Source organism: Pseudomonas sp. Pse35 (assembly GCF_024519715.1).
GTDB lineage: Bacteria > Pseudomonadota > Gammaproteobacteria > Pseudomonadales > Pseudomonadaceae > Aquipseudomonas > Aquipseudomonas paracarnis.
Map to the genome: position 1 here is coordinate 104,456 of NZ_JALJRP010000011.1, position 26,983 is coordinate 131,438.

General features: G+C 58.6%; 32 protein-coding genes and 1 tRNA gene. 27 read left to right on the forward strand and 6 right to left on the reverse strand.

The features are described 5' to 3' along the window. Positions 1-17: 17 nt before the first annotated feature. On the reverse strand, positions 18-275 hold the full coding sequence (locus OC445_RS12380; protein ID WP_082430498.1) for a colicin E3-like toxin immunity protein: 258 nt from the start codon (positions 273-275) through the stop codon (positions 18-20). Between the two features lie 7 nt (positions 276-282). Continuing rightward, the gene (locus OC445_RS12385; protein WP_054922009.1) at positions 283-1,437 is read right to left on the reverse strand and encodes an S-type pyocin domain-containing protein; all 1,155 of its coding nucleotides are present in this window, start codon (positions 1,435-1,437) and stop codon (positions 283-285) included. A gap of 192 nt (positions 1,438-1,629) precedes the next feature. On the opposite strand from OC445_RS12385, the gene OC445_RS12390 reads away from it, so the two are divergent. Then, the gene (locus OC445_RS12390; RefSeq protein ID WP_054922011.1) at positions 1,630-2,100 is read left to right on the forward strand and encodes a helix-turn-helix domain-containing protein; all 471 of its coding nucleotides are present in this window, start codon (positions 1,630-1,632) and stop codon (positions 2,098-2,100) included. Then, on the forward strand, positions 2,097-2,672 hold the full coding sequence (locus OC445_RS12395) for a PIN domain-containing protein (RefSeq protein ID WP_054922014.1): 576 nt from the start codon (positions 2,097-2,099) through the stop codon (positions 2,670-2,672). Before OC445_RS12390 ends, OC445_RS12395 begins: the two co-directional genes overlap by 4 nt. Positions 2,673-2,752: 80 nt before the next feature. On the opposite strand, the gene OC445_RS12400 is transcribed toward OC445_RS12395, so the two are convergent. After that, on the reverse strand, positions 2,753-3,124 hold the full coding sequence (locus tag OC445_RS12400) for a PH domain-containing protein (RefSeq protein WP_019817496.1): 372 nt from the start codon (positions 3,122-3,124) through the stop codon (positions 2,753-2,755). Positions 3,125-3,280: 156 nt separating this feature from the next. Between OC445_RS12400 and OC445_RS12405 the strand changes: the two genes are divergently transcribed. Then, positions 3,281-3,916: a LysE family translocator gene (locus OC445_RS12405; RefSeq protein ID WP_054897816.1), complete on the forward strand. Its 636-nt coding sequence runs from the start codon at positions 3,281-3,283 to the stop codon at positions 3,914-3,916. Positions 3,917-3,923: 7 nt separating this feature from the next. Here the strand turns inward: OC445_RS12405 and OC445_RS12410 are convergent, their stop codons facing one another. Together OC445_RS12410 and OC445_RS12415 are read right to left on the reverse strand one after the other, a co-directional pair. Further along, on the reverse strand, positions 3,924-4,253 hold the full coding sequence (locus OC445_RS12410) for a hypothetical protein (protein WP_054897815.1): 330 nt from the start codon (positions 4,251-4,253) through the stop codon (positions 3,924-3,926). An 83-nt stretch (positions 4,254-4,336) separates the two neighbouring features. After that, a tRNA-Leu gene (locus OC445_RS12415) sits at positions 4,337-4,421 on the reverse strand. Between the two features lie 108 nt (positions 4,422-4,529). On the opposite strand from OC445_RS12415, the gene queA reads away from it, so the two are divergent. The 6 genes from queA (at position 4,530) to OC445_RS12445 (ending at position 10,603) form a co-directional block, all read left to right on the forward strand. Next, positions 4,530-5,579 (forward strand): tRNA preQ1(34) S-adenosylmethionine ribosyltransferase-isomerase QueA, encoded by a 1,050-nt coding sequence (gene queA, locus OC445_RS12420; RefSeq protein ID WP_034128030.1) that lies wholly within the window; start codon positions 4,530-4,532, stop codon positions 5,577-5,579. A 5-nt stretch (positions 5,580-5,584) separates the two neighbouring features. Beyond that, a complete protein-coding gene (gene tgt / locus OC445_RS12425; RefSeq protein WP_175550971.1) occupies positions 5,585-6,700 on the forward strand; it encodes a tRNA guanosine(34) transglycosylase Tgt in 1,116 nt (371 codons plus the stop codon). Between the two features lie 43 nt (positions 6,701-6,743). After that, positions 6,744-7,082 carry a preprotein translocase subunit YajC gene (yajC, locus tag OC445_RS12430; RefSeq protein ID WP_003175975.1) on the forward strand — a complete coding sequence of 113 codons (339 nt, stop codon included), beginning with the start codon at positions 6,744-6,746 and terminating at the stop codon, positions 7,080-7,082. A gap of 62 nt (positions 7,083-7,144) precedes the next feature. Then, positions 7,145-9,013, forward strand: a complete 1,869-nt coding sequence (gene secD, locus OC445_RS12435) for a protein translocase subunit SecD (protein ID WP_262020169.1) — start codon at positions 7,145-7,147, stop codon at positions 9,011-9,013. Between the two features lie 9 nt (positions 9,014-9,022). Continuing rightward, on the forward strand, positions 9,023-9,937 hold the full coding sequence (secF, locus tag OC445_RS12440; RefSeq protein WP_003194024.1) for a protein translocase subunit SecF: 915 nt from the start codon (positions 9,023-9,025) through the stop codon (positions 9,935-9,937). Positions 9,938-10,060: 123 nt separating this feature from the next. Further along, on the forward strand, positions 10,061-10,603 hold the full coding sequence (locus OC445_RS12445) for a glycine zipper 2TM domain-containing protein (protein ID WP_003194023.1): 543 nt from the start codon (positions 10,061-10,063) through the stop codon (positions 10,601-10,603). 206 nt (positions 10,604-10,809) lie between these two features. On the opposite strand, the gene suhB is transcribed toward OC445_RS12445, so the two are convergent. After that, on the reverse strand, positions 10,810-11,625 hold the full coding sequence (suhB, locus tag OC445_RS12450) for an inositol-phosphate phosphatase (RefSeq protein WP_005791195.1): 816 nt from the start codon (positions 11,623-11,625) through the stop codon (positions 10,810-10,812). Positions 11,626-11,770: 145 nt separating this feature from the next. Here suhB and trmJ point away from each other — a divergent pair, with 145 nt between their 5' ends. From trmJ to bamB, 18 genes are all read left to right on the forward strand, one after another. Continuing rightward, positions 11,771-12,541: a tRNA (cytosine(32)/uridine(32)-2'-O)-methyltransferase TrmJ gene (gene trmJ, locus OC445_RS12455; RefSeq protein ID WP_054922019.1), complete on the forward strand. Its 771-nt coding sequence runs from the start codon at positions 11,771-11,773 to the stop codon at positions 12,539-12,541. Between the two features lie 2 nt (positions 12,542-12,543). Next, positions 12,544-13,329, forward strand: coding sequence for a serine O-acetyltransferase (gene cysE / locus OC445_RS12460; protein WP_262020170.1), 786 nt, complete (start codon positions 12,544-12,546; stop codon positions 13,327-13,329). Positions 13,330-13,618: 289 nt separating this feature from the next. After that, positions 13,619-14,110, forward strand: a complete 492-nt coding sequence (iscR, locus tag OC445_RS12465) for a Fe-S cluster assembly transcriptional regulator IscR (protein ID WP_003194020.1) — start codon at positions 13,619-13,621, stop codon at positions 14,108-14,110. A 50-nt stretch (positions 14,111-14,160) separates the two neighbouring features. Next, positions 14,161-15,375, forward strand: a complete 1,215-nt coding sequence (locus OC445_RS12470) for an IscS subfamily cysteine desulfurase (protein WP_003194019.1) — start codon at positions 14,161-14,163, stop codon at positions 15,373-15,375. Positions 15,376-15,474: 99 nt separating this feature from the next. After that, positions 15,475-15,861 (forward strand): Fe-S cluster assembly scaffold IscU, encoded by a 387-nt coding sequence (iscU, locus tag OC445_RS12475; protein ID WP_003175965.1) that lies wholly within the window; start codon positions 15,475-15,477, stop codon positions 15,859-15,861. 28 nt (positions 15,862-15,889) lie between these two features. After that, positions 15,890-16,213 carry an iron-sulfur cluster assembly protein IscA gene (iscA, locus tag OC445_RS12480; RefSeq protein WP_003209680.1) on the forward strand — a complete coding sequence of 108 codons (324 nt, stop codon included), beginning with the start codon at positions 15,890-15,892 and terminating at the stop codon, positions 16,211-16,213. 8 nt (positions 16,214-16,221) lie between these two features. Next, entirely contained in the window at positions 16,222-16,743 is a 522-nt protein-coding gene (hscB, locus tag OC445_RS12485; RefSeq protein ID WP_034128027.1) for a co-chaperone HscB, read from the forward strand. Between the two features lie 51 nt (positions 16,744-16,794). Continuing rightward, positions 16,795-18,657, forward strand: coding sequence for a Fe-S protein assembly chaperone HscA (gene hscA / locus OC445_RS12490; RefSeq protein WP_034128026.1), 1,863 nt, complete (start codon positions 16,795-16,797; stop codon positions 18,655-18,657). Positions 18,658-18,660: 3 nt separating this feature from the next. Beyond that, on the forward strand, positions 18,661-19,002 hold the full coding sequence (gene fdx, locus OC445_RS12495) for an ISC system 2Fe-2S type ferredoxin (protein WP_032895388.1): 342 nt from the start codon (positions 18,661-18,663) through the stop codon (positions 19,000-19,002). A 14-nt stretch (positions 19,003-19,016) separates the two neighbouring features. Continuing rightward, positions 19,017-19,217 (forward strand): Fe-S cluster assembly protein IscX, encoded by a 201-nt coding sequence (iscX, locus tag OC445_RS12500; protein ID WP_034128025.1) that lies wholly within the window; start codon positions 19,017-19,019, stop codon positions 19,215-19,217. Positions 19,218-19,309: 92 nt separating this feature from the next. Next, positions 19,310-19,735 (forward strand): nucleoside-diphosphate kinase, encoded by a 426-nt coding sequence (gene ndk / locus OC445_RS12505; RefSeq protein WP_003175956.1) that lies wholly within the window; start codon positions 19,310-19,312, stop codon positions 19,733-19,735. Between the two features lie 29 nt (positions 19,736-19,764). Further along, complete coding sequence (gene rlmN, locus OC445_RS12510; protein WP_003194014.1) at positions 19,765-20,913, forward strand: 23S rRNA (adenine(2503)-C(2))-methyltransferase RlmN; 1,149 nt, start codon at positions 19,765-19,767, stop codon at positions 20,911-20,913. A 12-nt stretch (positions 20,914-20,925) separates the two neighbouring features. Continuing rightward, positions 20,926-21,684: a type IV pilus biogenesis/stability protein PilW gene (pilW, locus tag OC445_RS12515; protein ID WP_034128024.1), complete on the forward strand. Its 759-nt coding sequence runs from the start codon at positions 20,926-20,928 to the stop codon at positions 21,682-21,684. Next, the gene (locus tag OC445_RS12520) at positions 21,684-22,670 is read left to right on the forward strand and encodes a helix-turn-helix domain-containing protein (protein ID WP_198791541.1); all 987 of its coding nucleotides are present in this window, start codon (positions 21,684-21,686) and stop codon (positions 22,668-22,670) included. Before pilW ends, OC445_RS12520 begins: the two co-directional genes overlap by 1 nt. Before the next feature lie 2 nt (positions 22,671-22,672). Next, a complete protein-coding gene (gene ispG / locus OC445_RS12525) occupies positions 22,673-23,782 on the forward strand; it encodes a flavodoxin-dependent (E)-4-hydroxy-3-methylbut-2-enyl-diphosphate synthase (RefSeq protein WP_003175952.1) in 1,110 nt (369 codons plus the stop codon). Between the two features lie 23 nt (positions 23,783-23,805). After that, a complete protein-coding gene (gene hisS, locus OC445_RS12530) occupies positions 23,806-25,095 on the forward strand; it encodes a histidine--tRNA ligase (protein ID WP_034128022.1) in 1,290 nt (429 codons plus the stop codon). A 41-nt stretch (positions 25,096-25,136) separates the two neighbouring features. Further along, entirely contained in the window at positions 25,137-25,778 is a 642-nt protein-coding gene (locus OC445_RS12535) for a YfgM family protein (protein WP_003194010.1), read from the forward strand. Beyond that, positions 25,771-26,922 (forward strand): outer membrane protein assembly factor BamB, encoded by a 1,152-nt coding sequence (gene bamB, locus OC445_RS12540; protein WP_198791540.1) that lies wholly within the window; start codon positions 25,771-25,773, stop codon positions 26,920-26,922. Before OC445_RS12535 ends, bamB begins: the two co-directional genes overlap by 8 nt. The last annotated feature ends 61 nt before the right edge of the window (positions 26,923-26,983 follow it).

Here is a 26,983-nt window from a genome sequence, read left to right on the forward strand (position 1 = left end):
CTGAATTCTTTGAGTCATTACTCGTTTGAAACTTCGTAATCAAATGCGATGAAGTAGTCACTTTCTGAAAGAGCAATTTCATGAGAAAAGCGCGGCTGTATCACTGATAGCCATTCCCTGCGCAATTCAAACATGCCGTTATTGACTTCCGCTGCGCTCAACAACCCGAGCGTGGAAATCACCGAATAGTCATCTCCGCAGTCCGCTGAACTTTCCGTTCCTCTTAGCCTCTCTGTGGTTCTGTCGAACCATTCCAACCTTATTTTTAGTCCCATGTAGTCCTCACAAATATTTTTTGATGTTTCGTTTTTTGATCGGCCCTTTTAGCTGCTCGCCGCTTATGTGGTTGAACGCACCTATATGGCTCCCATCACTTGCTAGATAAACCTCCAGCTTCCCGTGCTGAGAGTCCCATTCATAGATCTTCCGACCTTTTTCCTCAATCCAGCGTTCTCTCAGCCCGGCGCCTCCTTGTCTGGGAGTCTTGGGTTTTGCTTTTATCAGTTTTTCAAAGCCAGTTATTTGTTCAGTGTTAGGCGCTTTGTGGTACTTGTGATCCCCAGCCTTGGCACCTACCACCACATACAGCGGCCGAACCCCCGACTCCGCCGGAAACACCAGAATAAAATCCCGATAGTCCGGTGGGTAAATAGGGTTAACCAGAATCTGCGCCGCCGTTCCCGTCGGTGGGTAGATCCAGATCACCGGTGCTTGCGGCGCAGCCTCCAATGCCGGAATACCTAAGGTGTCATTTGGATCAACGGAGGGCGTCCAGATCAGCTCTACGCCATTATTCAAATCTGCTACTAACTGGCCACTGCGGTTTTGAAATTGCACCACATCAATCATCTGCCAATCGGCATTGTTACCTGTGTAAAACCCATACCCCTTGAGCGTGCCGTCGTCGCGTTGCTCGATATGCAGCCGCATCTGCGAACGCGCTCGTTGCAGCGAACGCAATTGTTCCTCGTTGTAGAGCGCGCTATCACTTAGATCCGACGGCCAAGCCAGCGCTACCAACCCTGTCAACAGGCTACCAGCGACGGATGCGCTGACTGTGGCCGCCGATTCCAAAAACGCTGTACGCAATGCCAACTGCCCTAAGCCGGCTGGCAGTGCACTGCCGCTGATCTTGCGCAAGGCAACCGCGCCTCGGGCGTCCACTTCGCGCCCGCCCAACAGACTTAAATGGCTGTACTCCTTGATCAGTTCCAGTGGAACAAAACCGGTGGGGCTCGAGTAATGGGCGATACCGTCAGGCAGTTGGCATGGCTTGATGAAGACGCAGCCGGGAGGTTTGGCTGGTGTAGGTGGCGGGGCAGGGGATGGCTCGAAAAAATCGACAGTAGGCGAATACGGCATACGCGACGGTTGCCGGGTGAGGATTCGTCGCTTGAGTAACGCTTGTTCGGTGGGTGGATAAAAGCGTTCTGACATGACCGATTCACTTCCTTGCGCGAGGGAGTGAGCCTATGAGGGGGAGTCAGGAACCGATATCAGCTCAATTTTCAGTTGATGTGGGAAAAGTTGACTGGTACGTGAGTCGCCGCATTGTTTCGAATATTGCGATTTTCGTTTGTTTCGTTTAGCGTTGACCTCAACTGAATTGCGCAAGACCGGAGTTGCATCATGACCATCAACAACCTTCCAAAAACGATCCTTCCGCTGGAAAAAGAAGTCGAGGCGGCAGTGCAAGGCCAGCGTGAATTAGCGTCCCTATTGTCGACCAAATTTGAAACCCAGCGCATCGACATCTTCGACAAAGAAGATAAGCCACACAGGCTTGTACTCCCAACCTCCGCACTGCGCCTGCTGGTCGATATTCTGGGCGAATTGGCGCTCGGCAATGCCGTCAAGGTAGTGCCGGTTCATGCCGAGTTGACCTCGCAGGAGGCGGCCGACCTGCTTAATGTGTCACGCCCGCATTTGGTCAAAATGCTCGAGGACGGCGCTATCCCTTTTACAAAAACGGGTCGACATCGGCGAGTCCGCTTTTCGGATTTGATGGCGTTCAAGCAACGGCGTGACGAGCAAAGCCAAGAGGCAATGGAAGCGCTGGTTCAACAGGCCCAGGAGTTGGGAATGGGGTATGACGGATGAGGTGTTCGCCCTTTACTGCGGTATACGACGCTTGTGTTCTCTATCCTGCGGCACTTAGGGACTTACTCATGTGGCTTGGTTTGTCTGGTTTGTATCGAGCGCGATGGACTGCCCAGATTCAGGATGAGTGGAAGCGCAACGTACTCAAGAACCGACCCGATCTTACGGCGGCTCAGGTGGACTGCACGTCGGCGCTTATGGACATTGCGATACCTGACGCTCTGGTGACCGGATATGAGGACCTGTGTTCGAGTTTGGATTTACCAGATCCGGATGACCGGCATGTGTTGGCAGCGGCCATTCGAAGTAAAGCTGAGGTTATCGTGACCTTCAATTTGAAAGACTTTCCACCGCATGTATTGGCTGCCTATGACATTGAACCGATGCATCCGGATGACTTTATTTCGGATCTCTGGGATTTGGATCAGGCGGCAGTGTTGGGAGCAGCGCAGAAGCAGAGGAGGGCGTTGAAGAAGCCCGCGATGGAGGCGGGAAGCTATCTCGAAATGTTGATGCGGCAGGGCTTGGTGCAGACTAGCAAGGCAATGGGACCTTATGAAATGATGCTGTGAGCAGGATGAGCCCGGTGTACGTCAGTTGAACCACAATAAAAAAGACCTTGAAACGCCAATGTCTTTTTTATGCCTGTGGATCAACTCAGCAGGTGCTTGGAAATCAGCCGCGAGATTTCCACGATCGAGGTCTTGCCAGTGAATTCGAACTTCACCTTCCCCAACGACGAAAAGTAAATCTCCAACTCCGAATCAAGATCAAACGTCCCGGACGTTTCCACCGAGTACGCCACGATGTTTTTGTACGGCAATGAGGTGAAGTCCTTCTTGCTGCCGGTAATTCCCTGCACGTTCACCGCGATGATGCGTTTGGTGGTGAACACGACGCCGTCGCGCATGGCCTTGTAGGCGTCGACCACTTCTTCGCCGTCCAGCAGCAGGGCCGCTACGCGCTCGGCGTATTCGTCGTTTTGCTTGAGCTTGAAAAAGCCTTTGTTGTTGAAGTCGATCATGTGCCTGTCCTGGGTAGGTGGTGCCGCCGGTGTATGACGTTTTGCTTGCGGATCTGTATCTAACGCCTGGGCCTTCAAGCCCCTAGCATGACGCTCAACACGACCGCGTCGGCGAAGGATTTCACGCTGGCAGCTTAAAAAACCAGGAGCCAATCCATGCCTGATATGTCCAGCTTGCTCGCCTACGGCCTGATTTCACTCGGCATGGTACTGACACCGGGGCCGAACATGATCTACCTCATTTCCCGCTCCATCTGCCAGGGGCGCACGGCCGGGTTGATTTCCCTGGGCGGGGTGGCGCTGGGGTTTGTGGTGTATATGGTGTGCGCGGCGCTGGGTATCACGGCGTTGGTGATGGCGGTGCCGTTTGCCTACGACGCGCTGCGGCTCGGCGGGGCGCTGTATCTGATGTACCTGGCCTGGCAGGCGGTCAAGCCGGGTGGGCGTTCGCCATTCCAGGTGCGCGACTTGCCCAAGGACAGCCCGCGCAAGTTGGTTACCATGGGGCTGGTCACCAACCTGCTCAATCCCAAAGTGGCGGTGATGTATTTGTCGTTGCTGCCCCAGTTCATCGACCCGAACGGTCATGGCAGTGTGCTGGTGCAATCCCTGGCGCTGGGCTCCCTGCAGATTCTTATCAGCGTGAGCGTCAACGCGGTGATTGCCTGCATGGCGGGTTCCATCGCGGTGTTCTTCGTCACCCGGCCTGGTTGGCAGGTGCTGCAGCGCTGGCTGATGGGGTCGGTATTGATGGGCTTGGCGGTGCGGATGGCGGTGGAAGGGCGCAAGTAAGTCCACGTCACAGGATGGCTTTCAGGTAATCCTTGAGTGCGTGGAGCGGGGCGTCGAGTATTTCCAGGGTCGGTGCTTCGCGCACGTTCGTTGCGAGCCGCTGCAACTCGCGACCCATGACGGTATCGGCGCCACCCAGGGTGTCGAGTGCCAGAGACAGGCATTCATCGAGCTTCACTTGGATCTCGGCCAGGTTTCCCTGGCGCACCAACAACCCGAACACCTCGCGATCATAGCCCTCCATCACGGGATCATCGCGCAGCAACGGGCTGCCGTCGTCAGTCTCATGCACCAGCTTCAATGCAAACAACGCAACCGCTTCAAGCGTCAACTCCATGGTCCCGCTTCCTCCACTGCCACGCCTGGCACTTTTTTGCAGGCGAAAAAAAAGACCTTGAATTTCAAGGTCTTTCTTTAAGATGGTGCCCCGAGGGAGACTCGAACTCCCACTCCTTTCGAAAACGGATTTTGAATCCGCCGCGTCTACCAATTCCGCCATCAGGGCTCAATGGCGGCGAAGTATAGAGATGAGATTACCGTTGGTCAATCACGTTTCATGGTCTATTTTCACTATTTCCGCTAGACTTCCCGGCCCTGCTAGACGAACCCCATCATGCGCGTTGCTGACTTTACTTTTGAGCTCCCTGATTCGCTGATCGCTCGCCACCCTTTGGCCGAGCGTCGCGCCAGTCGACTGCTGACCCTGGACGGGGTCAGCGGTGCCCTCGCACACCGTCAATTCACTGATTTGCTTGAGCATTTGCGCCCAGGCGATCTGATGGTTTTCAACAATACCCGGGTGATTCCGGCGCGGCTGTTTGGCCAGAAAGCATCCGGCGGCAAGCTGGAAATCCTGGTGGAGCGGGTGCTGGACAGCCACCGCGTGCTCGCCCATGTGCGCTCCAGCAAATCGCCCAAACCGGGGTCGAGCATCTTGATTGAGGGCGGTGGCGAAGCCGAGATGGTCGCGCGCCACGATGCCTTGTTCGAGCTCAAGTTTGCCGAAGAAGTGTTGCCGTTGTTGGAGCGCGTCGGCCATATGCCGTTGCCTCCTTATATAGACCGCCCCGATGAAGACGCGGACCGCGAGCGCTATCAGACCGTGTACTCACAGCGCCTCGGCGCCGTCGCCGCCCCGACTGCCGGGCTGCATTTCGACCAGCCATTGCTGGATGCGATTGCCGCCAAGGGCGTCGACACGGCCTATGTGACCCTGCACGTGGGGGCCGGTACGTTTCAGCCGGTGCGTGTGGATAACATCGAAGACCACCATATGCACAGCGAGTGGCTGGAAGTCAGCCAGGACGTGGTGGATGCGGTGGCGGCGTGCAAGGCGCGTGGCGGTCGAGTGGTTGCCGTGGGCACCACCAGTGTGCGTTCGCTGGAGAGTGCAGCGCGTGATGGCGTGCTCAAGCCGTTCAGTGGCGACACCGATATCTTCATTTTTCCAGGGCGACCTTTTCATGTGGTCGATTGCCTGGTCACCAACTTCCATTTGCCGGAATCCACGCTGTTGATGCTGGTGTCGGCATTTGCCGGTTACCCGGAAACCATGGCTGCCTACCAGGCCGCCATTGCTAACGAGTACCGTTTTTTCAGCTACGGTGATGCGATGTTTATCACCCGTAACCCGGCGCCGCGCGGCCCTGAGGACAACTTATGAGTCGTATGTCGTTTGAATTGCTCGCTACGGACGGCAAAGCCCGTCGCGGCCGCCTGACCTTCCCGCGCGGCACTGTGGAGACCCCGGCCTTCATGCCGGTCGGCACCTACGGCACCGTCAAAGGCATGTTGCCCCGCGACATCGTCGCCACCGGTGCCGAGATTATCCTCGGCAATACCTTCCACCTGTGGCTGCGCCCGGGCACGGAAGTGATCAAGAAGCATGGCGACCTGCATGACTTCATGAAGTGGCAAGGCCCGATCCTTACCGACTCCGGTGGTTTCCAGGTGTTCAGCCTGGGCGCCATGCGCAAGATCAAGGAAGAGGGCGTGACCTTCGCCTCGCCGGTCGACGGCGCCAAGGTGTTCATGGGCCCGGAAGAGTCGATGCAGGTGCAGCGTGACCTGGGCTCGGACATCGTGATGATTTTCGACGAGTGCACACCGTACCCGGCCGATGAAGACGTGGCGCGTATCTCCATGGAGCTGTCGCTGCGTTGGGCCCAGCGTTCGAAGAACGCCCATGGCAATAACACGGCGGCGCTGTTCGGTATTGTCCAGGGCGGCATGCATGAAAGCCTGCGCAAACGCTCGCTGGAAGGCCTCGACAAGATCGGCTTCGACGGCCTGGCCATCGGCGGTCTGTCGGTGGGCGAGCCCAAGCACGAAATGATCAAGGTGCTCGATTACCTGCCAGGCCTGATGCCCGCAGACAAACCTCGTTACCTTATGGGCGTTGGCAAACCGGAAGATCTCGTAGAGGGTGTGCGCCGCGGTGTGGACATGTTCGATTGCGTGATGCCAACCCGTAATGCCCGCAATGGGCATCTGTTCATCGATACAGGCGTGCTGAAGATCCGTAACGCGTTCCATCGCCATGATGATTCGCCGCTGGATCCTACCTGTGACTGCTACACCTGCCAGAACTTCTCCCGTGCTTATCTGCACCATCTGGACAAGTGTGGGGAAATGCTGGGTAGCATGTTGAATACCATCCACAATTTGCGTCATTACCAAGTCCTGATGGCTGGTTTGCGCGAGGCTATTCAACAGGGTACATTGGCCGCCTTCGTCGATGCCTTCTATGCCAAGCGTGGCCTCCCTGTGCCGCCCTTGGACTGAGTTTTCCGACCCTAAGATTCACTATTTGCAACTGGAGTGCTAAATGAGCTTTTTTATCTCTAACGCCATGGCTGACGCCGCTGCGCCTGCTGCTGCCGGCCCTATGGGCGGTGGTTTCGAGTGGATTTTCCTGGTCGGCTTCCTGGTCATTTTCTACCTGATGATCTGGCGTCCACAGGCCAAGCGCGCCAAAGAGCAGAAAAACCTGCTGGGCAGCCTGCAAAAAGGCGACGAAGTCGTGACCACTGGCGGTATCGCCGGCAAGATCACCAAGGTTTCCGATGCTTTCGTGGTACTGGAAGTCTCCGACACCGTGGAAATGAAGTTCCAGAAGGGCGCCATCGCCGCCACGCTGCCTAAAGGCACGCTCAAAGCGATCTAAGTAACAACCTTTACCAATCGACGGGGCGCGCAAGGCGCCCCGCGTTATAAGCGGGCGGCGTGATGCTGAACAAATACCCTCTGTGGAAATACGTACTGATCCTGGCGGTGCTGGCGATCGGTTTTATTTATTCCGCTCCCAATCTCTATCCTGATGACCCGGCGATCCAGATCTCTGGCGCCAGCACTTCGCTGCAGGTCAATCAGGCTGATCTGGACCGTGCGAGCAAAGCGCTCAACGACGCGGGCATCCAGGTTAAAGCGGCAACCTTGGCGGCTGGTTCCAAAGGCGGCTTGTTGCGCCTGACCAAGCAAGAAGACCAATTGCCGGCCAAGGATGTCGTACGCAAGGCCATGGGTGACGACTACGTTGTCGCGCTCAACCTGGCCCAGACCACGCCACAATGGCTGCGCAGCATTGGCGCGCACCCGATGAAGCTGGGTCTGGACTTGTCCGGTGGTGTGCACTTCCTGCTGGAAGTCGACATGGACAAGGCCCTGGACGCACGTCTGAAGGTCTACGAAGGCGACGTGAAGAGCCTGCTGCGCAAAGAGAAGCTGCGTTATCGCAGCCTGCCGCAGCTCAACGGCGCCATCCAGCTGGGCTTTGCTGACGAAGCATCCCGCGAACAGGCCCGTGCGCTGATCCGCAAGAACTTCAATGACTTCGACATCGTACCGGCCGACCTCAATGGTCAAGCGGTGCTGCGTCTGGCGATGAGCCCGGCCAAGATCGCTGAAATCCGCGAATACTCCATCAAGCAGAACCTGACCACGGTCCGTAACCGCGTCAACGAGCTGGGTGTCGCCGAGCCGATCGTGCAGCGCCAGGGCGCCAACCGCATCGTGGTTGAGCTGCCAGGCGTACAGGACACCGCTGAAGCCAAGCGTATCCTCGGCAAGACCGCCAACCTGGAGTTCCGTCTCGCGGCAGACCCAGGCGCTACGCGTGCCACTTCCGAAGAATTCGAATTCCGCGAAGGCAACCGCCCTCCAGCGCTGATCGAGCGTGGCTTGATCATCACCGGTGACCAGGTGACCGACGCCAAGGCCGGTTTCGGCGAGCACGGCACGCCTGAAGTGAACATCCGTCTGGATGGCCACGGTGGCGAACTGATGAGCCGCTCCACGCGCAGCAACGTCGGTCGCAGCATGGCGGTGATCTTCATCGAGCAGCGCCCGGTGACCACCTACACCAAGCAGATGGTCAATGGCGTCGAGAAAGACGTGCCAGTGCAAACCTTCAAGGAAGAGAAAAAGATCATCAGCCTGGCGACCATCCAGTCGCCGCTGGGTGCTCAGTTCCGTATCACTGGCCTGAACGGCCAGGGCGAGTCTTCCGAGCTGGCGTTGCTGCTGCGTGCCGGTGGCCTGGCGGCACCGATGTACTTCGCTGAAGAACGTACCATCGGCCCGAGCCTGGGTGCCGACAACATCACCAAGGGTGTCGATGCGGCGCTGTGGGGTATGTTGTTCGTGTCGCTGTTCATCATCGCCATCTACCGCTTCTTTGGTGTGATCGCCACTGTCGCCCTCGCGGGCAACATGGTGATGCTGCTGGCCTTGATGTCGTTGCTGGGCGCCACACTGACCCTGCCAGGTATCGCCGGTATCGTACTCACCATGGGTATGGCGGTGGACGCCAACGTGCTGATCTTCTCGCGGATTCGTGAAGAGATCGCCGCCGGCATGACCGTACAGCGTGCAATCAACGAAGGCTTCGGCCGGGCATTTACCGCGATCCTCGACTCCAACCTGACCACCTTGTTGGTCGGCGGGATTCTCTTCGCCATGGGCACGGGCCCGGTGAAAGGCTTTGCGGTGACCATGTCCCTCGGGATCTTTACCTCGATGTTCACGGCCATCATGGTGACCCGCGCAATGGTCAACCTGATCTTTGGCGGGCGTGACTTCAAGAAGTTGTGGATTTAAGGGGCTGCCATGTTACGTACAATCAACTTCATGGGCGTTCGCAACGTTGCGTTCGGCGTCACCGTGCTCCTTACCGTTCTGGCGTTGTTCAGCTGGTTCCATAAGGGCCTGAACTACGGCCTGGACTTCACCGGCGGTACGCTCATCGAGCTGACCTACGAGAAGCCGGCCGACGTTACCCTGGTGCGCAGCGAGCTGGTCAAGGCCGGCTATCACGAAGCCGTTGTGCAGAGCTTCGGCGCCACCACAGACCTGTTGGTGCGCATGCCTGGCGAAGACCCGCAACTGGGTCACCAGGTAGCCGAGGCCTTGCAAAAGGTGGGTGGCGACAACCCGGCATCGGTCAAGCGCGTCGAGTTCGTCGGCCCGCAAGTGGGTGAAGAGCTGCGCGACCAGGGCGGCCTCGGCATGCTGATGGCGCTGGTCGGCATCATGATCTACCTGGCTTTCCGCTTTCAGTGGAAGTTCGGTGTCGGCGCCATTGTGTCGCTGATCCACGACGTGGTCGTGACCGTGGGTATCCTGGCCTACTTCCAGATCACCTTCGACCTGACCGTACTGGCGGCTGTGCTGGCGATCATTGGTTACTCGCTCAACGACACCATTGTGGTCTTCGACCGGGTTCGTGAGAACTTCCGCGTGCTGCGCAAGGCGACGTTGATCGAGAACATCAACATCTCCACCACGCAGACCCTGCTGCGGACCATGGCGACGTCGATCTCCACCTTGCTGGCGATTGCTGCGTTGATGATCTTCGGTGGCGACAACCTGTGGGGCTTCTCCCTGGCGCTGTTTATCGGCGTTCTGGCGGGTACCTACTCGTCGATCTACATCGCCAACGTGGTGCTGATCTGGCTGAACCTCAACAGCGAAGACTTGATCCCTCCTGCCGCTACCGACAAGGAGGTCGACGACCGTCCTTGATGGGCGTTTGTTGATCCGCTGTTACAAGAAAGGCGCGAGTATTGAACTCGCGCCTTTTTTTTTGCTCCAAGGCTGGGTATAGCGCGGATCTTTCGGTCCGCTTGTGATGGTCAGGAGGTTCATGTGAACAAGTCGTTGCTGGTTGGTGCGGTATTGGGTGCTGTCGGTGTGACTGCCGGAGGCGCTGTTGCCACCTACAGCCTGGTAAAAAGCGGCCCTGAGTATGCGCAAGTACTGGCGGTGCAGCCGGTTAAAACCCAGATCAAAACCCCGCGTGAGGTCTGCAAGGACGTCACTGTGACCCGGCAACGTCCGGTGCAGGACCAACATCAGATCGCCGGTACCGTGGTGGGTGCCCTTGCGGGTGGCCTGCTGGGCAACCAGATTGGTGGCGGTAACGGTAAGAAGCTGGCCACCGTGGCCGGTGCGGTCGGTGGTGGCTACGCCGGTAACAAGGTTCAGGAAGGTATGCAGAACCGCGATACCTACACCACTACGCAAACTCGCTGTAACACCGTTAACGACATCAGTGACAAGGTGGTCGGATATGACGTGCGTTACAACCTGGACGGCAAGGAAGGTACCGTGCGTATGGAGCGCGACCCTGGCAGCCAGATCCCGGTGGATAAGGAAGGTCGTCTGATCCTGGGTCAGAACCAGCAGTAATCCCCAGGTCTGGTTTCGATCCAAGTGTGGGAGCTGGCTTGTCTGCGATAGCGGTGGGTCAGTAACTAATCAGTTGGCTGGCAGCCCGCCATCGCAGGCAAGCCAGCTCCCAGATTGGATTGTATTGAATCAGTTGGAATTGGTTTTTTGCTAAATCCCACGCATAAAAAAAGCACCCCGCGGGGTGCTTTTTTGTGCTCGCTCGCTTAGCGCTTCAGCGAAGCCGGCAGGTGCGGCTGGATCGCCGTCAGTACTGCCTTGAAGCATTTGGTGTTGCCAGCCACGACGTGGCCTTTCTCCAGGAAGTCATGACCACCGGTGAAGTCGCTCACCAGGCCGCCTGCTTCCTGAATCAGCAGGGCGCCTGCTGCCATGTCCCACTCGGACAGGCCCGACTCCCAGAACGCATCAAAGCGACCGGCGGCTACATACGCCAGGTCCAAGCTGGCTGCACCGGCACGGCGGATGCCGGCGGTCTGGCCAACCAGGGCGCGGAACATGCCCAGGTAGTTCTCCAGGTTGTCCATCTGGTCGTCACGGAACGGGAAGCCGGTACCCAGCAGGGCGCCTTCCAGGCTGGTGCGGCCGCTGACACGCAGGCGGCGGCCGTTCAGTTGGGCGCCACGGCCACGGCTGGCGGTGAATTCTTCCTGGCGAACCGGGTCCAGCACAACGGCGTGTTCCAGGCGGCCACGGTATTTGCAGGCGATGCTCACGGCAAAGTGCGGGATGCCGCGCAGGAAGTTGGTGGTGCCATCCAGTGGGTCGATGATCCACAGGTAGTCTTCACCTTCGCCACTGCCTTTGTGCAGGCCGGTTTCTTCACCGAGGATGCCGTGGGTAGGGTAGGCCTTGCGCAGGGCGTCGATGATTTTCTGTTCGGCGGCGCGATCCACCTCGGATACATAATCCTTGGCGTCTTTTTCGTCGACCTTGATGGTATCCAGGCGCTCGATGGAGCGGAAGATCAATTCACTGGCGCTGCGGGCGGCGCGCAGCGCGATATTCAGCATGGGCTGCATGGATAGGTCACCTAAGGTTGTTAAAGAAAGCCGAGCATTCTAGCAGAAACTTTCCTCAGGTGAAGGACGACGTTCGCTTTCATGGCATAACCTTAGGCGGTTCTGTAAGATTTGCTCCCCTTTCCTGTGTCCGCGAGCGCCTCCCTTGCTGCAAAACATTCGTGTCGTCTTGGTCAATACCAGTCATCCCGGCAACATCGGCGGGGTGGCGCGAGCCATGAAAAACATGGGGCTGACGCGCCTGGTGCTGGTCGAACCGCGGGTATTCCCGCACCACGAGGCTGATGCCCGTGCGTCCGGCGCCAATGACTTGCTTGAAAATGCCCAAGTGGTCGCCACCTTGGAGGATGCCTTGGTCGGCTGCAATCTGGTGCTCGGCACCAGCGCCCGTGATCGTCGTATCCCTTGGCCGCTGCTGGATCCGCGTGAATGCGGCACCAAAATGGTGGAAGAGGCTGCTGGCGGTGCTGAAATCGCCTTGGTATTCGGCCGTGAAGACTCCGGCCTGACCAACGAAGAGCTGCAGCGATGTCATTACCACGTGCATATTCCCTCAGACCCTGAGTTCAGCTCGCTGAACCTCGGGGCTGCGGTGCAGGTGCTGACTTATGAAGTGCGCATGGCCTGGCTGGCCGCTGCTGGCCAGCCGAGCAAAATGGAAAAGGAAGAGGTTGCATCGACCAAAAGTGGCGAGTTGGCCACCATGGACGAGCTGGAGCGGTTCTATGAGCACTTGGAGCAAACCCTGGTCGCCATCGAATTCCTCGACCCTGAAAAGCCACGGCACTTGATGGCGCGCCTGCGTCGTTTGTACGGCCGCAGCTCGGTGAGCCGGGCTGAAATGAACATATTGCGTGGCATCCTCACGGAAACCCAGAAAGCGGCCCGTGGTGAGCTTCTTGAGCGGAAGGATTAAAAATGTTCGAGCGTTTGCGAGAAGATATCCAAAGTGTTTTCCACCGTGACCCGGCGGCGCGCAACGCCTTTGAAGTGCTGACCTGCTACCCGGGCATGCACGCGATCTGGATCCACCGCTTGTCCGGCGCCCTGTGGGGCATGGGCTGGAAGTGGCTGGCGCGGCTGGTATCGAACTTTGGGCGTTGGTTGACCGGTATTGAGATCCATCCGGGTGCCAAGGTAGGTCGTCGGTTCTTTATCGACCACGGCATGGGTATTGTGATTGGCGAGACGGCCGAGATCGGCGATGACGTCACCCTCTATCAAGGTGTGACGCTCGGCGGCACCACCTGGAACAAGGGTAAGCGCCACCCAACGCTGGGCGATGGCGTGGTAGTAGGGGCGGGCGCCAAGGTGCTCGGGCCGTTTACCGTGGGTGCCGGCGCCAAGGTTGGCTCCAACGCGGTAGTGACCAAGGCTGTGCCGCCGGGTGCTACGGTTGTGGGTATTCCTGGCCGCATCATCGTCAAGCCGCAAGTCGGTGATGAGCAAGAGGCCAAGCGCAAGGCGATGGCGGAGAAGATTGGTTTCGATGCCTATGGCGTCAGTGAAAATATGCCCGACCCGGTGGCTCGTGCGATTGGTCAATTGCTTGATCATTTGCAGGCGGTGGACGGCAAGCTGGAGGGTATGTGCGGGGCGCTGAAGGAGTTGGGCAGCCCGTACTGTGCCAAAGACTTGCCTGAACTGCGTGAGGAAGATTTTGCTGAAATCAAGGACGAAGCCGCTACCACCAAGGCAGGCTGAACGCGGCCTCTTGTGGGAGTTGGCTTGCCTGCGATTGCGGTGGGCCAGCAACCTATAAGCAAGCTGATAGACAGCTATCGCAAGTAAGCCAGCCCCCACATTTGATCTCCATTGGCTCGGTGGTCTTGCAGCAGGCCTGGTTGCGCTGTTCGATCCCACCCCATCCTGCTATGATTCGCGCGCCCTTTTTTTACGGGTAATCCTGACTAAAGTACTAGGTCTTATAGTTGACTTAAATACTCGGGAATCGCATACTTGCTCCCATTCTGAAACACCTTGGTACTTGTCCATGAGACTGACTACAAAAGGCCGATACGCGGTGACCGCCATGCTCGACTTGGCCTTGCACGCGCAAACTGGGCCGGTGTCCCTGGCCGATATCTCCGAGCGCCAAGGCATTTCCCTGTCCTATCTCGAGCAGTTGTTCGCCAAATTGCGCCGTAGCAATCTGGTTTCCAGCGTTCGCGGTCCGGGTGGCGGCTATCAGCTGTCCCGCGACATGCAGGGTATTCAGGTGGCCCAGGTGATCGACGCGGTCAACGAATCCGTCGATGCCACCAAATGCCAGGGTTTGGGTGACTGCCATGCCGGCGACACCTGCCTGACACACCACTTGTGGTGTGACTTGAGCCTGCAGATCCATGAGTTTTTGAGTGGTATCAGCTTGGCTGATCTTGTGACTCGCCGTGAGGTGCAAGAAGTAGCCCAGCGTCAGGACCAGCGCCGTTGCAACACCAAGGCGCCGCGTCTGGACAAGATCGAAGCGTCCGCCGTCGAGTGACAGCCGAAGAGCTAACGGCACGCCAGCCAGCCTGATTTAGGAGAAAGTCCATGAAATTGCCGATTTACCTTGATTACTCAGCGACCACCCCGGTTGATCCGCGTGTCGCGCAAAAAATGAGCGAATGCCTGCTGGTCGACGGAAACTTCGGCAACCCGGCCTCCCGTTCCCACGTATTCGGCTGGAAAGCCGAGGAAGCGGTCGAGAACGCTCGTCGCCAGGTCGCTGACCTGGTCAATGCCGACCCGCGCGAAATCGTCTGGACCTCCGGTGCCACCGAGTCCGACAACCTGGCTATCAAGGGCGCGGCGCATTTCTACGCGACCAAAGGCAAACACCTGATCACCACCAAGATTGAGCACAAGGCTGTCCTGGACACCATGCGCCAACTGGAGCGTGAAGGTTTCGAGGTCACCTACCTTGAGCCAACCACCGACGGTATCGTCACCCCGGCGATGATCGAAGCTGCGATGCGTGAAGACACCATCCTGGTTTCGGTGATCCACGTGAACAACGAAATCGGCACGATCAACGACATCGCCGCCATCGGCGAGCTGACCCGCTCCAAGGGTGTGTTGCTGCACGTCGACGCTGCTCAGTCCACCGGCAAGGTCGATATCGACCTGTCCAAGCTGAAAGTCGACCTGATGTCGTTCTCGGCCCACAAGACTTACGGCCCTAAAGGCATCGGCGCGCTGTACGTGAGCCGCAAGCCTCGCGTGCGCATCGAAGCCACCATGCACGGCGGCGGTCACGAGCGCGGCATGCGTTCGGGCACCCTGGCGACCCACCAGATCGTCGGCATGGGCGAAGCTTTCCGTGTAGCCAAGGAAGACATGGCTGCCGAAAACGTGCGCATCAAGGCCCTGAGCGATCGCTTCTACAAGCAGGTCGAAAATCTTGAAGAGTTGTACATCAACGGCAGCATGACCGCCCGTGTACCGCACAACCTGAATTTGAGCTTCAACTACGTTGAAGGCGAGTCGCTGATCATGGCGCTCAAGGACCTGGCGGTATCGTCCGGTTCGGCCTGCACCTCGGCGTCCCTTGAGCCTTCGTACGTACTGCGCGCCCTGGGCCGCAACGACGAACTGGCCCACAGCTCTATCCGCTTTACGTTCGGCCGCTTCACCACTGAAGAGCAAGTCGACTACGCCGCGCAGAAGGTCTGCGAAGCCGTCAACAAGCTACGCGTTCTGTCGCCACTGTGGGACATGTACAAAGACGGTGTCGATATTTCCAAGATCGAGTGGGCGGCACACTAACTATAGAAGCCGCCACCCAAGCTCTGTAGGAACGTGGCGGAAAACGCAGGCGTTTCTACAGGGTTCCAGAGCGGCCCTGATGAGTGAGGATTCAGTACCATGGCTTACAGCGAAAAGGTCATCGACCACTACGAAAACCCGCGCAACGTCGGCAAGATGAACGCGGAAGATCCAGATGTCGGCACCGGCATGGTCGGCGCCCCGGCGTGCGGCGATGTGATGCGCCTGCAGATCAAGGTCAACGATGCTGGCGTTATCGAAGACGCCAAATTCAAGACTTACGGCTGCGGTTCGGCCATCGCCTCCAGCTCCCTGGCGACCGAATGGATGAAAGGCAAGACCCTGGATGAGGCTGTCACTATCAGCAATACCCAGTTGGCCGAAGAACTGGCGTTGCCGCCGGTGAAAATCCACTGCTCCGTACTCGCTGAAGATGCCATCAAGGCAGCCGTTCGCGACTACAAGCAGAAGAAAGGCTTGATCTAAGCATTTGGCGACGAGTAAGGAGTCAACGATGGCTATCAGCATGACAGAAGCGGCTGCGCAGCACATTCGCCGCTCCCTGAATGGGCGCGGTAAAGGTGAGGGGATTCGTCTGGGTGTACGCACCACGGGCTGTTCCGGCCTTGCCTACGTGCTGGAGTTTGTCGACGAGGTGGTTGAAGAGGATCAGGTGTTCGAAAGTCACGGCGAGAAAGTGATCATCGACCCCAAGAGCCTGACCTACCTGGACGGCACCGAACTCGATTTCGTCAAGGAAGGGTTGAACGAAGGCTTCAAGTTCAACAACCCTAACGTGCGCGGTGAATGTGGCTGCGGCGAAAGCTTCAACATCTGAGGCTACTCGTGGGTACTCCTTGTCATTTCGCTTTATTCGAGCTGCAGCCGAGCTTTCGGCTGGACCTTGAGCAGCTCGCCACGCGCTACCGTGAATTGGCGCGTGGGGTGCATCCAGACCGCTTCGCTGACGCTTCCGAGCGTGAGCAGCGCTTGGCCCTTGAGCAATCGGCCAGCCTCAACGAAGCCTATCAGACGCTCAAAAGCCCCGCGAAACGCGCGCGTTACCTGCTCGCCCTGAACGGTGGCGAGTTGCCGTTGGAAGTTACGGTGCACGATCCGGACTTCCTCATGCAGCAGATGCAGTGGCGCGAAGAGCTCGAAGACTTGCAGGACGAAGCCGATATAGCCGGTGTTGCGGTCTTCAAGCGTCGTCTGAAAACCGCCCAGGATGAGCTCAACGAAAGCTTCGCAGCCTGTTGGGATGATGCGGCGCAACGCGAACAGGCCGAACGCCTGATGCGGCGCATGCAGTTTCTCGACAAGCTCACCTACGAAGTGCGCCAGCTAGAAGAGCGCCTCGACGATTAACCCAGTGCTGCCCGTGATGCACGCCTGATAGACAGATAAGACCTGATTACCATGGCTCTACTGCAAATCGCCGAACCCGGCCAAAGCCCTCAACCGCACCAGCGTCGCCTGGCGGTCGGGATTGACCTGGGCACCACCAATTCCCTGGTTGCTGCCTTGCGCAGCGGCCTGTCCGAACCGCTGCCCGACGCCGATGGGCAGGTGATCCTGCCGTCTGCCGTGCGTTATCACGCCGACCGCACTGAAGTGGGCGAATCGGCCAAGCTCGCCGCGTCCGCAGACCCCTTGAACACGGTGTTGTCGGTCAAGCGCTTGATGGGTCGTGGGTTGTCCGACGTCAAGCAATTGGGTGACCAATTGCCGTACCGCTTTGTCGGCGGCGAGTCCCATATGCCGTTCATCGACACTGTCCAAGGGCCCAAGAGCCCGGTGGAAGTGTCGGCCGATATCCTCAAGGTGCTGCGCCAGCGTGCGGAAAACACCTTGGGTGGTGAGCTGGTAGGGGCGGTTATCACCGTGCCGGCGTATTTCGATGACGCCCAGCGTCAAGCCACCAAGGACGCGGCGAAGCTGGCCGGCCTGAATGTGCTGCGCCTGCTCAACGAACCGACCGCTGCGGCTGTGGCCTATGGCCTGGATCAGCACGCTGAAGGCCTGGTCGCTATTTATGATCTGGGCGGCGGTACCTTCGATATTTCGATCCTGCGCCTGACCGGCGGTGTGTTTGAAGTGCTCGCGACCGGCGGCGACAGCGCTCTGGGCGGCGATGATTTCGATCACGCCATCGCTGGCTGGATCATCAGCAGTGCCGGCTTGTCGGCCGACCTGGACCCAGGCGCGCAGCGCAACCTGCTGCAAACTGCCTGTGCGGCCAAAGAGGCGCTGACTGACGCTGCTTCTGTTGATGTTTGCTACGGTAACTGGTCGGCGCCACTGACTCGCGAAGCCTTTGATACGCTGATCGAGCCGATGGTTGCCCGCAGCCTCAAAGCCTGCCGTCGTGCTGTGCGTGATTCCGGTATCGAGTTGGAAGACGTTGGCGCAGTGGTCATGGTAGGTGGTTCCACCCGCGTGCCGCGCGTGCGTGAAGCGGTAGCCGAAGCCTTTGGGCGCCAACCACTGACCGAAATCGACCCGGATCAAGTCGTCGCCATCGGCGCTGCCATCCAGGCCGATACCCTGGCTGGTAACAAACGTGATGGCGGCGAATTGCTTTTGCTCGACGTGATCCCATTGTCCCTGGGCCTGGAAACCATGGGCGGCCTGATGGAGAAGGTGATCCCGCGCAACACCACCATCCCCGTTGCTCGCGCCCAGGATTTCACTACATACAAAGATGGCCAGACGGCCATGATGATTCATGTGCTGCAAGGTGAGCGTGAGCTGATCAGCGACTGCCGCTCCCTGGCGCGTTTTGAATTGCGTGGCATCCCGGCCATGGTGGCGGGCGCGGCGAAAATTCGCGTGACCTTCCAGGTCGATGCCGATGGCCTGCTCAGTGTCGCTGCGCGCGAACTGGCGTCTGGCGTTGAAGCCAGCATCCAGGTCAAGCCGTCCTACGGCCTCACCGATGGCGAAATCGCCAAGATGCTCAAGGATTCGTTCCAGTATGCCGGTGACGACAAGGTCGCCCGCGTATTGCGCGAGCAACAAGTGGATGCCCAGCGCCTGCTCGAAGCGGTGCAGGGCGCCCTTGAAGCCGACGGCGAGCGCTTGCTGGATGCCGAAGAACGCATGGTCATTGACCTGCAGATGCAGGAACTGGCCGAACTGATGAAAGGCAACGATGGTTACGCCATCGAGCAACAGACCAAGCGCCTGTCGCAAGTGACTGATGCCTTTGCCGCCCGCCGTATGGATCAGACGGTTAAAGCCGCGCTGGCGGGCCGCAACCTGAATGAAATTGAGGAATAACTGATGCCGCAGGTCACTTTTCTACCGCACGCCGAACATTGCCCTGAGGGCATGGTCGTGGAGGCTGAGACCGGCAAGTCCCTGCTAGACGTCGCCCATGACAACCACATCGAGATCGAAAGTGCCTGTGGCGGCGTCAATGCCTGCACCACCTGTCACTGCATCATTCGTAAAGGTTTCGACAGCCTAAATGAGGCTGACGACCTGGAAGAAGACTATCTTGATCGGGCGTGGGGCCTGGAGCCGACGTCGCGCCTGAGTTGTCAGGCGAAAGTGGGGACTGAAGACCTCACCGTCGAAATCCCGAAATATTCGCTCAACCATGCAGCCGAAGCGCCGCATTGATTCAAGGAAATGTCATGAGCCTGAAATGGGTTGATGTACAAGAAATCGCTATACAACTTGCTGAAGCTCATCCTGAGGTCAATCCTCTTACCGTGAACTTCGTCAAGCTGCGCGACCTCGTAATGGCACTGCCGGATTTTGACGACATCCCTGACCGGGGTGGCGAAAAGGTCCTTGAGGCGATTCAAGGCCTGTGGATCGAAGAAGCAGACTGAGCCGCCTTTTTACGCAGTTAGGCAATACCCAATAACCCGCGTATAATTCGCGGGTTTAATTTTTCGTAAATTACCGTTTCTGGAGTTACACCATGGCTGTTCAACGTACTTTCTCCATCATCAAGCCTGACGCTGTTGCAAAAAACGTCATCGGCGAGATCACCACTCGTTTCGAAAAAGCCGGCCTGAAGGTTGTAGCTTCGAAACTCAAGCAACTGTCCAAGGCTGAAGCTGAAGGCTTCTACGCTGAGCACAGCGCTCGTGGCTTCTTCGGCGACCTGGTTGCCTTCATGATCTCCGGTCCTGTTGTTGTCCAGGTTCTGGAAGGCGAAAACGCTATCGCTCTGAACCGTGAGCTGATGGGCGCTACCAACCCTAAAGAAGCTGCTGCTGGCACCATCCGTGCTGACTTCGCTGAATCCATCGACGCCAACGCTGTTCACGGCTCGGACTCCGAAGCTGCTGCTGCTCGCGAAATCTCGTACTTTTTCGCTGCTACTGAAGTAACCGCTCGCTAAGCATCGGCTTAAAGAGTGAGGGTGAATCCATGACTACATCGACTGTTAAAACCAACCTGCTGGGTCTGACTCAGCCGGAAATGGAGAAATTCTTCGACTCAATCGGGGAGAAGCGTTTCCGTGCCGGTCAGGTAATGAAGTGGATTCACCACTTTGGCGTCGACGATTTCGACGCCATGACGAACGTCAGCAAGGCCCTGCGCGACAAGCTCAAGGCCATTGCCGAGGTGCGTGGTCCCGAAGTGGTCAGCGAGGACATTTCCAGCGACGGTACCCGTAAGTGGGTAGTGCGCGTGGCGTCCGGCAGCTGTGTCGAGACCGTGTACATTCCCCAGGGCAAACGTGGCACTTTGTGCGTTTCGTCCCAGGCAGGCTGTGCCCTGGACTGCAGTTTCTGCTCCACCGGCAAGCAAGGCTTCAATAGCAACCTCACCGCCGCCGAAGTCATCGGCCAGGTGTGGATTGCTAACAAATCCTTTGGCAGCGTCCCGGCGACCGTCGACCGTGCCATCACCAACGTGGTGATGATGGGCATGGGGGAGCCGCTGCTGAACTTCGACAACGTGATTGCGGCCATGCACCTTATGATGGACGACCTGGGCTACGGCATCTCCAAGCGCCGTGTGACCCTGTCGACCTCCGGCGTGGTACCGATGATCGATGAGCTGGCCAAGCACATCGACGTCTCCCTCGCGTTGTCGCTGCACGCACCTAATGACGCATTGCGTAACCAATTGGTGCCGATCAACAAGAAATATCCGCTTAAGATGCTGCTCGAATCGTGCCAGCGTTATATGGCGACCCTGGGTGAGAAGCGTGTGCTGACCATTGAGTACACCATGCTCAAGGACGTCAACGACAAGCTGGAGCACGCGGTCGAGATGATCGAATTGCTCAAGGACACCCCGTGCAAGATCAACTTGATCCCGTTCAACCCGTTTCCTCATTCTGGCTACGAGCGGCCGAGCAACAACGCCATCCGTCGTTTTCAGGATCAACTGCACCAGGCCGGCTATAACGTCACTGTGCGAACCACTCGTGGTGAAGACATCGATGCCGCGTGTGGCCAATTGGTAGGGCAGGTGATGGACCGCACCCGCCGCAGTGAACGTTATATCGCCGTGCGCGAACTTAACGCCGCTGAAGATTTGCCGCAAATCGCTGTGAATCGAATCTGAGAGAGGATCTCTATGCCCTTGCGCCTTGCGCTGCTTTTACTGTTTACCGGCCTCGTGGCCGGTTGCGTTTCATCGGGTCATGACAGCCCGTTGCGCACTGATAAAGGCCGTGATGAGGCGCGAGTTGCCTATGTGCAACTGGGTTTGGGGTATCTGCGCCAAGGCATGAGCGAGCAGGCCAAGGTGCCGTTGAAAAAGGCCCTTGAGCTGGACGCCGATGATGCCGATGCCAACGCCGCGCTGGCTTTGGTGTTTCAGGCTCAGGCCGAGCCCGAGCTGGCCGACCGCTATTTCCACAAGGCCCTGGCCTCCCGCCCTGCCGATCCGCGGCTGCTGAACAACTACGGCAGTTTCCTGTTCGAGCAGCAACGGTACGACCTGGCGTCACGTTATTTTCAGCAAGCCGCCGCCGATACCCTCTACCCGCAGCGTTCGCGGGTGTTCGAGAACCTCGGTGTGACCTCGATGCGCCTCGGTCAGCGCGACAGCGCTCGCCAGCAGTTGGAAAAAGCCCTGCACCTGAACAGTCGCCAGCCACGGGCATTGCTCGAAATGGCTGAGTTGTCTTACGAAGATAGGCATTATGTGCCAGCACGTGACTATTACGAGCGTTTTAGCCTGCTCAGCGGGCAAAATGCACGTAGTCTATTGCTCGGTGTGCGCCTGGCGACGGTTCATGAAGAACACGACACGGCCGCACGTTTTGGCCAGCAACTCGAACGACTCTATCCCGGTACGCCGGAATATCAGCAATACCTGTCGGAGCAATGATGAAAGCCGCGCACCCGGAAGATGTAGCAGCTAATCGCGTCAACCCAGGCGAAACCTTGCGCCAGGCCCGCGAAAGCAATGGTTGGTCGCTGGCTGAAGTGGCCCTCAAGCTCAATTTGACCAGTACCTCGTTGGCCAATCTGGAAGCCGGCGCGTTCGACAAGCTGCCTGGGCACACTTTTGCCCGCGGCTATATCCGCGCTTATGCAAAATTGCTGGGTATCGACCAGGCCGTGCTGGTCCAGGAGTTCGACCAGTTCACCGGCACCGATGCCCAGGGCAGTAATGTCCATGGGTTGGGGCGCATCGAAGAGCCTACGCGCGTTTCCCATACCATTTTGCGGATTGTCAGCCTGTTGTTGCTGATTGCCGTGGTCGGCGGCGGTTTTGTCTGGTGGCAAGACCAGACCTCCCAGCGCAACAAAGACCTGACCAGCAACGCCATGGAACATGTCGAAGTCGAAAGCGCCGACGGCACCACCCAGATTCACCCCCTGGACGAGCCGGAAGACCAGGCCGTGGTAGAGGGGCAAGCTGCGCCGCAAGCGCCGGCCACTGCCGAACAACCCGCGCCAGACGCCGGCACGACCCCTGCTGCGGTACCGGCTCCGGCTGTTCCGACCGCTCCGGCCGCACCCGTGGCCCAGGCTCCGGCGGTTCCGACGCCTGCACCTGCGACCCCTGCGCCAGCCGCACCCGCAGCGCCGGCGATGTCGCCTCCCACCACCCCGGCATTGATCGCCGGTGATGGGCGCGTACAAATTACCTTCATCGCTGACTGCTGGACGCAGGTCACCGATGGCAACGGCAAAGTGCTGTTTAGCGGTTTGAAGCGTAAGGGAGATACGCTTGACCAGGGCGGCAAGCCTCCTTTGACGCTGCGTCTGGGCTTTGCCCGTGGCGCGCAAGTGGCCTACAACGGCCAGCCTGTAGACGTGGCGCCGTTCACCAGTGGCGAGACTGCTCGCCTCAAGTTGGGACAATAGTCATGCACGGCGAATCTCCAATCAAACGTCGCGTATCGCGCAAGATCTGGGTCGGCTCGGTGCCGGTGGGTGGCGACGCCCCCATTGCAGTGCAGAGCATGACCAACAGTGACACCAACGATGTGGCTGCCACCGTTGCCCAGATCAATCGTCTGGAAGCGGCTGGCGTGGACATCGTACGGGTGTCCGTTCCGGACATGGACGCAGCCGAGGCCTTTGGTCGTATCAAGCAGTTGGTCAAGGTCCCACTGGTTGCCGATATTCACTTCGACTACAAGATCGCGTTGCGCGTGGCCGAACTGGGTGTGGACTGCCTGCGTATCAACCCCGGCAACATCGGGCGTGAAGACCGCGTGCGTGCCGTGGTGGACGCTGCCCGTGATCGCGGTATTCCGATCCGCATCGGCGTCAACGCCGGCTCCCTGGAAAAAGACCTGCAAAAGAAATACGGCGAGCCCACTCCGGCGGCGCTGGTTGAGTCGGCACTGCGCCACGTTGAACACCTTGAACGCCTGAACTTCCAGGACTTCAAGGTCAGCGTAAAGGCCTCGGACGTGTTCATGGCCGTAGAAGCCTATCGCCTGCTGGCCAAGGAAATCGTGCAACCGCTGCACCTGGGTATCACTGAAGCGGGCGGTTTGCGCTCAGGCACAGTGAAATCTGCTGTGGGTCTCGGTATGCTACTCGCCGAAGGGATTGGCGATACTATCCGCATCTCCCTGGCGGCAGACCCCGTAGAGGAAGTGAAGGTCGGCTACGACATTCTCAAGTCCCTACGTTTGCGTTCCCGTGGTATCAACTTCATCGCCTGCCCGAGCTGCTCGCGGCAGAACTTCGACGTGGTGAAAACCATGAACGACCTGGAGTTGCGCCTGGAAGACCTGCTGGTGCCGCTGGATGTCGCAGTGATCGGTTGTGTGGTCAACGGGCCGGGTGAGGCCAAAGAGGCCCACGTGGGCCTGACGGGTGGCACACCGAACCTGATTTACATCGACGGCAAACCGTCGCAGAAGCTAACGAATGACAATCTGGTGGATGAGCTGGAAAAGCTGATCCGCGAGAAAGCGGCCGAGAAGGTCGCCGCTGACGCAGCGCTGATCGCTCGCGGCTGATTGAACGAATTTAAGGATCTGATGTGAGCAAGTCTCTGCAAGCCATTCGTGGCATGAACGACATCCTGCCGGAGCAGACGCCACTGTGGCGCTACTTCGAAAGCACTGTCGCGCGCCTGCTGGATAACTACGGTTACAAGCAGATCCGCATGCCGATCGTCGAGTTCACCGAGCTGTTCAAGCGCTCCATCGGTGAAGTGACCGACATCGTCGAAAAAGAGATGTACACCTTTGAAGACCGTAACGGCGACTCCCTGACCCTGCGCCCGGAAGGCACTGCCGCGTGCGTTCGCGCCGTACTGGAACATGGCATCACTGGTGGTGGCCAGACCCAGAAGCTGTGGTACATCGGCCCGATGTTCCGCCACGAGCGCCCGCAGAAAGGCCGTTACCGCCAGTTCCACCAGATCGGCTGCGAAGTGTTCAACCTGGACGGGCCGGACATCGACGCCGAGCTGATCGTGCTGACCTGGCGCCTGTGGGGCCAACTGGGCATCCGCGATGCGGTCAAGCTTGAACTCAACAGCCTGGGCACCAGCGAGTCCCGGGGTCGCTATCGCGAAGCCCTGGTCGAGTACCTGTCGGCCCACCTGGACAAGCTGGACGAAGACAGCCAACGCCGTCTGAAAACCAACCCGTTGCGCGTCCTGGATACCAAGAACGCCGACACCCAGGCCGTGCTGGTCGATGCGCCGAAAATGGCTGATTACCTGGACGACGAGTCCCGGGTGCATTTCGAGGGCCTCAAGGCGCGTCTGGATGCAGCCGGTATTCCCTACGTGATCAACCCCAAGCTGGTGCGTGGCCTCGACTACTACAGCAAGACCGTGTTCGAGTGGGTCACCGACAAGCTCGGCGCCCAGGGCACCGTGTGCGCCGGTGGTCGCTACGACGGCCTGGTCGAGCAAATGGGCGGCAAGCCGACCACGGGCGTAGGCTTTGCCATGGGCATCGAGCGGCTGATCCTGCTACTGGAAACCCTGGAGCAGGTCCCGGAAGAAATTTCCCGTCAGGTGGACGTGTACCTGTGCGCCTTCGGCGAGGCTGCCGAACTGGCGGCCCTGGCCTTGAGCGAAAAAGTACGTGACCAGTTGCCCAACCTGCGCCTGCAGATCAATGCCGGCGCTGGTAGCTTCAAGAGCCAGTTCAAGAAGGCCGACAAGAGCGGTGCGCTTTACGCACTGATCCTCGGCGATGACGAGCTGGCCCAGCAAGTGGTAGGTTTCAAACCCCTGCGTGGCCAGGGTGAACAACAGAACATTGCCTTTGATGCGCTCGCTGCGCACTTGGCCACCTGCGTCGTGCAGGGTTGAAGCTGTCGAACAGCCGAATTTAGCGATTAAGGAGTATTGGGGTGTCGAGTACTGATGATGAGCAACTGGCCGAGTTCAAGGACTGGTGGCAGCGTAACGGCAAGCCCCTGGTCACTGGCGGCCTGCTGGCTTTAGTGGTGGTGTTCGGCTGGCAAGCCTGGACCAAGTATCAGGCCAACCAATCCCAGGGCGCTTCGATCGTTTATCAGCAATTGCTGGAAACTACCCTGACGCCGGACGGCAAGCCTGACCCTGCGCAGGTGGCAGACCTGGCCGGCAAGCTGAAAAACGAATTCGGCGGTAGCACCTACGCCCAATACGGCAGCCTGTTCGTCGCTAAAGTCGCGGTCGATACCGGCAAGCTGGATGACGCCGCCACCGAGCTGAAGGCCATTGCCGACAAGCCGACCAACCCGACCCTGGGTGAAATCGCACGTCAGCGCCTGGCACAGGTATTGGCGGCGCAGAACAAGGCTGACGAAGCACTCAAACTGCTCGACGGCGATGCTGACAAGGCATTCGTGGCCACTCGCGAAGAGCTCAAGGGCGACCTGTTGGTCCAATTGGGTCGTACCGACGAAGCCCATGCTGCGTACCAAAAAGCCAAGGCGGCGCTGTCTGATGAAGCGGCGGTCGGTGGCTTACAAATCAAGCTCGACGACTTGGCCAAAGGGGATGCGTGACGTGATCCGTTGGAAACATGCAGCATTGCTGGCTCTGGCCGTTTTGGCCGCGGGTTGCAGCAGCAACAGCAAAAAAGAACTGCCTCCTGCCGAGCTGACCAGCTTCAAGGAAGAAGTGGTCCTGCAAAAACAATGGAGCCAATCCATTGGTGATGGGCAGGGCGACCTCTACAACCTGTTGCAGCCCGCGATTGACGGCGACAACATCGTGGCTACTGATTCCACTGGCGTCGTGGTTGCCATGGATCGCATGAACGGCGACGTCAAGTGGAAGAAAGACCTCGAACTGCCGGTTTCCGGCGGTGTGGGCGTCGGCTACGGCATGGTGCTGATCGGTACTCTCAAGGGTGACGTGGTCGCGCTGGACTCCAGCACCGGTGAAGAGAAGTGGCGCGCTCGCGTGACCAGTGAAGTGCTCTCGGCGCCGGCGACCAACGGCGATATCGTCGTGGTGCAAACCCAGGACGACCGCGTGATCGGCCTGGAAGCCTCCACCGGGGACCAACGCTGGTTGTACGACAGCACCCCTGCGGTGTTGACCCTGCGCGGTACCAGTGGTCCGATTGTGACCAACAACCTGGCCGTTGCTGGCCTGTCGACCGGTAAAGTGGTTGCCCTGAATACCCAGAACGGCGTGCCGGCCTGGGAAACTCGTGTGGCCATCCCGCAAGGTCGTTCCGAACTGGATCGCGTTGTAGACATCGACGGCGGCTTGCTGCTGTCGGGTGAAACCCTCTACGTCGCCACCTACCAGGGGCGTGTTGCCGCGCTGGACCTGCAAAGCGGTCGCATCAACTGGCAGCGTGATGCCTCCAGCTATGCGGGTGTCGCCCAAGGGTTTGGCAGCGTCTATGTGAGCCTAGCATCCGGCACCGTTGAAAGTGTGGATGAGCGTTCCACCACTGCACTGTGGAGCAATGACTCCCTGGCTCGCCGTCAACTGTCGGCACCGGAAGTCTTTTCCAGCTACGTAGCGGTGGGTGACTTCGAAGGTTACCTGCACCTGCTGAGCCAAGTGGATGGTCGCTTTGTTGGTCGCCAGCGTATCGACAGCGACGGCCTGCGTGCGCGTCCGCTGGTGGTGGGTAACATGCTTTATGTGTATGGCAACGGCGGCAAGCTGGAAGCCCTGACCATCAAGTAAAGGTTTGACTATGCTTGGGGTAACCCCCAGGCGGCCCTGTTTCAATGCCTGTTGCTGTAGG